Consider the following 5,230-nt stretch of genomic DNA (forward strand, 5'->3'; position numbering starts at 1 on the left):
GGCGTGGCCTCGGCGGCCTTGGCGCCGTAGCGCTCCACAAAGTACTCACCCTGGAACGCCATGCGGTCCTGGATCGCGATGCCGCCGCCCAGCGCCCGCACGCGCTCGATGTTCTGCGGGGTGATGGTTTCGGCGTGATCGAAGAACCATGGCAAGCCGTTGAACGGGATGTCGCGGTTGACCTTCTCGAACACGTCGAGCATCCGCGAGATCGACTCGTTGTAGGTGGCGTGCAGGCGGAACGGCCAGCGCTGTTCCACCAGGTGGCGCACCACCGGTTCCAGTTCCTGCTCCATGGTCAGCGGCAGGTCCGGGCGTGGCTCGAGGAAGTCTTCGAAGTCGGCCGCCGAGAACACCAGCATTTCGCCGGCGCCGTTGTGGCGCAGGTAGTCGTCGCCCTGATGCAGGGTCACGCTGCCGGTCCAGTTCTTGAAGTCGCTGAGTTCTTCCTTGGGCTTCTGGGTGAACAGGTTGTACGCGATGCGCACGGTCAGTTGCTGGTCCTTGGCCAACTGTTCGATCACCGCGTAATCGTCGGGATAGTTCTGGAAACCACCGCCGGCGTCGATGGCACTGGTCAGGCCCAGGCGGTTGAGTTCGCGCATGAACTGGCGGGTGGAATTCACCTGGTATTCCAGGGGCAGTTTCGGGCCCTTGGCCAGGGTCGCGTAGAGAATCATCGCGTTGGGCCGCGCCACCAGCATGCCGGTGGGGTTGCCGTTATGGTCGCGCACGATCTCGCCGCCGGGCGGGTTCGGTGTGTCCTTGGTGTAGCCAGCCACGCGCAGGGCGGCGCGGTTGAGCAAGGCCCGGTCATACAGGTGCAACACGAACACCGGCGTATCGGGGGCGGCCTGGTTGAGCTCGTCGAGGGTGGGCATGCGTTTTTCGGCGAACTGGAATTCGTTCCAGCCGCCCACCACCCTCACCCACTGCGGCGTGGGCGTGCGGTCGGCCTGGTCCTTGAGCATGCGCAGGGCATCGGCCAGGGACGGCACGCCTTCCCAGCGCAGTTCGAGGTTGTAGTTCAGGCCGCCACGGATCAGGTGCAGGTGCGAGTCGTTGAGGCCAGGGATGACGGTGCGACCCTTGAGGTCGATGACCTGGGTACCACTGCCGCGCAGGGCCATGGCTTCACCGTCGGTGCCCACCGCGACGAAGCGTCCCTGGTGGATCGCAACTGCCGTGGCGCGGGGATTTTCACGGTCCACGGTGTGGAACTGGCCATTGAACAGAATCAGGTCGGCGTTCATAGGGTTTCCTTTACAGAGGCTTCAAGCCAGGGCGCGAACAGGCGGGTGGCCGCCGGCATCAGCAGGTAAACCACCAGTACAACGATGGTCAGGGTGACCAGGAAGGTGGCGACGATGTAGTTGGACAGGAACGGGTGCAGCCGCAGTACCGGGCCCCAGATGATCGGCACCAGCAACGTCAGCGGCAGGATCACCAGCAGCGTGACCACTGCCTGTTTCCAGCGCGGCGGCTTGGCGGCAGCATCGGCCAGGGGCGAGAACCAGAACTCGTTGACCGCGCCGACTTCGGTCTGGTCGCCGTCGGCCAGCATCGGTGCGGCTTGGTTGATCAGCTCCAGGCGCTGCGGCGAATCGAGCCAGCGCTCCAGGTCTTCGGTGGAGCGATAACGCAGCACGCAGGTGAACAGCGCAAGGCCGCCCTGCTTGCTGCGCACCACGTCAACGCCGAGGTGGCCGGGACGCTCACCGGCAATACGCACAATGCGTCGCAGCCAGGCTTCGTAGTCGGCTTCAAGCCCGGGTTTTATGCGGTGCTTGACCACCAGGGTCACGACCTCGTCCGGCCCGCCTTGTGCTGTTGAGTCCATCGTGCCCTTCCCCTGGATGCTTGAACGTTCGCGCTAGTGTGCGACGGTCCGATCCAGAAAAATTGCATGCATGTGCTCAGTTCAACAGATGCTTGCAGCGGTCTACACTGGGGATTCATTCACCGGTAAGGTGTGTGAAAACAAGCGCCCATCGACCACGGATAGCGATCATGGCTCAACCAGCAGCTGCAACCGGGACCCTGTGTTCAGAGCGGGAACAGAGGGTCAAGCAATTGATCCTCGCCAATCTTGCTGGCCCCCTGCAGGTGACGGAACTGGCTCGCGCCTGTGAGCTGTCCCGCAGCCATTTCTCCAGGGCCTTCAAGCGCACCACCGGTGTATCGCCCCAGGAATGGATTCGCCAGCAACGCATCAAGCAGGCCAAGGTGCTGATCACCGGCTCCGCCCTGAGCCTGACGCAGATCAGCCAGGAATGCGGGTTCTGCGACCAGGCGCACTTCTGTCACCTGTTCAGCCGCAGCGAAGGCGTGAACCCAATGGCCTGGCGCAAACTTCAGCTGCGCTACCGCCATCATCTGCGGACGGCACAGCTGGCGATCGTCAATCTAAAAGAGACAGTCATTCCGATTTCAGCTTCTTAATCAACCTATCGTTAACCAGTAATCTTCTCCTCACACCGAAGCCCTGCATCTCGCAGCCAGGCTTCCCTTGAGGAGAACACCCCATGCTGACCCTTCGCAAAGCCTCGGAACGCGGCGCCGCCAATCACGGTTGGTTGAAGTCGTTCCACACCTTCTCGTTCGCCAACTACTGGAATCCCAAAGAACAGGGTTTTTCCGACCTGCTGGTGATCAACGATGACCGGGTTGCCGCCGGCAAGGGCTTCGGCCAACACCCGCACCGCGACATGGAGATTTTCTCCTATGTGCTCGAAGGCGCCCTGGAACACAAGGACACCCTGGGCACCGGTTCGGTGATTCGCCCCGGCGACGTGCAACTGATGAGCGCCGGCAGCGGCGTGGCCCACAGCGAGTTCAACCACAGCCACACCCAGGGCGTGCACTTCCTGCAAATCTGGATCGTGCCGGATGTGGCGGGCGCCGAACCGCGCTATCAGCAGGAGCACTTCACCGAGGCGCAAAAACGCGGCCGGTTGCAGTTGATCATCTCGCCGGAAGGCACCGACGGCTCCCTCGGCGTGCGCCAGGACGCGCGGGTGTATGCCGGGCTGTTCAACGGCTTTGAAACCGCCAGCCTGCCGCTGGCCCCGGAACGCTACGCCTACATCCATGTGGCGCGGGGCAGCGTTGAAGTCAATGGCCAGCGCTTGCACGAAGGCGACGGCGCCCGAGTGCGCGATGAGCGGGAGATTCACCTGAGCCATGGGGAGGACGCCGAGGTGCTGGTGTTCGACCTGCGCCCTCGGGAACTGCCAGAAATGCCGTGATGAGCGACGCGATGGCCCGGGAAAACGGGCCATCGCTGGCGTCGATAGTCACCATCAGCCCAATGAAGTTCTCTTAAAAAATCTGCCGCGTAACATCGCATCCATACCAACCAACGACTTTCCCGGAGCACACCCTCATGAAACGCCAACTCTTGCTTAGCCTCGCTTTCTCGGTACTTGCTGTAAGCGCCTTTACCCAACCTGCCCTCGCTGAAGGCGGCGCGGATCGCCTGATGGACAGCCGCGTGGCTGAGGGTGGGTCTGACCGTATGCTGGAACGCCGCGTTGCTGAAGGCGGGTCTGATCGCCTGCTGGAACGTCGTGTTGCTGAAGGTGGTGCTGATCGCCTTCAAGAAAACCGTGTAGCTGAAGGTGGCGCTGACCGCCTGATGGAAAACCGCGCGTAACCCCTGTCGTTCGCGGTTCACCCCCAGCCGGCCTGATCAGCCGGCTTTTTTTCGCCTGCTGTTAACTGATCCTCACAAGCGCCACGACCCCTGTGGCGAGGGAGCTTGCTCCCGCTGGGCTGCGCAGCAGCCCCAATGAACTCACCGCGTTTCTCCAGGAAGGCCCCATTGGCAGGTGTTGGGGCCGCTTCGCAGCCCAGCGGGAGCAAGCTCCCTCGCCACACAAGCTCTCTGGCCATTAGTGAAGTTCACGGTCCAGCCACATCACCGCCTTGCCAATCTGCTGCCGTGCCTCAATCCTCGCGTGCACCTGCTGCACCTCTTCCAGGGCGTAATGCCCTTCGATATCCACCGTCAGCGAACCTTCAAGTATCGCCGCGAACACCGCATTGGCACGTCTCTGCACCGTAGGCCCGTCGGCCATGTGGTCGTTGAGCCGTGGGCGAGTCAGGAACAGTGAACCGGCCTCCCCCAACTCCATCGGATCGAGGTCAGTGATCGAACCGGAGACGTTGCCGTAATTGACGATCAGCCCCCGCGTACGACAGGCCTTGAAGCTTTCACGCAAGGTGGCCTTACCCACCGAATCGAACACCACGTCCACACCCCGCCCCTGCGTTACCTGCAAGACTCGCTCGGCAAACCCGTCGTATGGCCAGGCGTGATCAGCACCACGCTGAAGGGCAATCGCACATTTTTCAGTGCTGCTGCCGGTGGTGAACACCGTGGCACCGAGCCGATGGGCCATTTGCACCAGCAACTGGCCGATGCTGCCGGACGCCGCGTGGATCAAACAGCGGTTGCCCGCCTGCAACCGCGCAACATCTTCAATCAGGTAGTGAGCCGTGCAGCCCTGGAACATCGCCGCAGCCGCCTGATCGAAGCCGATCGCATTGGGAATCTGCGCCACTCGCGCGGCGGGTACGCTGGCGTATTCGGCGAACGCGCCCCATGAAATGCACCAGGCCACTCGATCACCCGGCGCCAGATGGCTCCCGCCCTCGCCCACCGCCACCACCACACCGGCCCCTTCCATACCCAGAGTGCACGGCAGCCGTACCGGGTAGGTCACCGACTTGGCGTACTTGCCCTGGCGGGTGTGAACATCCATGAAATTGATCCCGGCACAGGCCACCTTGACCAGTACATGGCCGGCGGTCACTTGGGGTTTGGGCACATCAAGGCGCAGTTGAACAACTTCCGGGCCGCCGTAGGTTTCAAGGGTGAGGGCTTTCATCGCGAGACAACTCCGTTTGCAGTGGGAATGCGCCATGGTAAAAGGCGCTACTCTGTACGAGAATTCCCCAATACCTCCCACCCTCCGTGCGAAAATAACCCGATGTTCGACTGGCAGGATCTGTATTTCTTCACCGTGCTGGCGCGCACCCAATCACTGTCGGCTGCCGCACGGGAGCTGCAGGTGGAACACGCCACTGTTGGCCGGCGCGTCGATGCCCTGGAAAAAGCCCTCGGCGTCAAACTGGTGGATCGCCTGCCCCGCAGCCGGCCGCTCACCGAGGAAGGCCTGGCACTGGCGAAGCTGGCGGCCGGCATGGGCGAGATGGCCACCGAAGT

The 5,230-nt window shown here is 62.6% G+C and carries 6 protein-coding genes and 1 pseudogene; 4 read left to right on the forward strand and 3 right to left on the reverse strand.

Annotated features, from left to right (window positions below):
- Both HX846_RS23515 and HX846_RS23520 read right to left on the reverse strand, forming a co-directional pair.
- Nucleotides 1-1,253: amidohydrolase (locus tag HX846_RS23515; protein ID WP_178966185.1), on the reverse strand; the 1,253-nt coding region annotated here is incomplete at its 3' end.
- Nucleotides 1,250-1,840, reverse strand: a complete 591-nt coding sequence (locus HX846_RS23520; protein WP_003207311.1) for an antibiotic biosynthesis monooxygenase — start codon at nt 1,838-1,840, stop codon at nt 1,250-1,252. The genes HX846_RS23520 and HX846_RS23515, both read right to left, overlap by 4 nt.
- Before the next feature lie 170 nt (nt 1,841-2,010).
- On the opposite strand from HX846_RS23520, the gene HX846_RS23525 reads away from it, so the two are divergent.
- The 3 genes and pseudogenes from HX846_RS23525 to HX846_RS23535 form a co-directional block, all read left to right on the forward strand.
- Nucleotides 2,011-2,442 (forward strand): helix-turn-helix domain-containing protein, encoded by a 432-nt coding sequence (locus HX846_RS23525; RefSeq protein WP_177039851.1) that lies wholly within the window; start codon nt 2,011-2,013, stop codon nt 2,440-2,442.
- Between the two features lie 83 nt (nt 2,443-2,525).
- Nucleotides 2,526-3,248, forward strand: a complete 723-nt coding sequence (locus HX846_RS23530; RefSeq protein WP_008434624.1) for a pirin family protein — start codon at nt 2,526-2,528, stop codon at nt 3,246-3,248.
- A gap of 137 nt (nt 3,249-3,385) precedes the next feature.
- Nucleotides 3,386-3,649, forward strand: a pseudogene (locus HX846_RS23535) (hypothetical protein); the annotation flags it as partial.
- Between the two features lie 244 nt (nt 3,650-3,893).
- On the opposite strand, the gene HX846_RS23540 reads toward HX846_RS23535, so the two are convergent.
- Entirely contained in the window at nt 3,894-4,892 is a 999-nt protein-coding gene (locus HX846_RS23540; RefSeq protein WP_178966186.1) for a quinone oxidoreductase, read from the reverse strand.
- A gap of 102 nt (nt 4,893-4,994) precedes the next feature.
- Between HX846_RS23540 and HX846_RS23545 the strand changes: the two genes are divergently transcribed.
- Nucleotides 4,995-5,230: LysR family transcriptional regulator (locus HX846_RS23545; RefSeq protein WP_178966187.1), on the forward strand; the 236-nt coding region annotated here is incomplete at its 3' end.

Origin of the sequence: Pseudomonas sp. K5002 (genome assembly GCF_013386655.1) — a bacterium.
Lineage (GTDB): Bacteria > Pseudomonadota > Gammaproteobacteria > Pseudomonadales > Pseudomonadaceae > Aquipseudomonas.

Excerpts from the sequence above, each read along its gene's own strand:
- HX846_RS23520 (WP_003207311.1), bottom strand. The coding sequence starts at position 1,840 with ATGGACTCAACAGCACAAGGCGGGCCGGACGAGGTCGTGACCCTGGTG.
- HX846_RS23540 (WP_178966186.1), bottom strand. The coding sequence starts at position 4,892 with ATGAAAGCCCTCACCCTTGAAACCTACGGCGGCCCGGAAGTTGTTCAA.
- HX846_RS23525 (WP_177039851.1), top strand. The coding sequence starts at position 2,011 with ATGGCTCAACCAGCAGCTGCAACCGGGACCCTGTGTTCAGAGCGGGAA.
- HX846_RS23530 (WP_008434624.1), top strand. The coding sequence starts at position 2,526 with ATGCTGACCCTTCGCAAAGCCTCGGAACGCGGCGCCGCCAATCACGGT.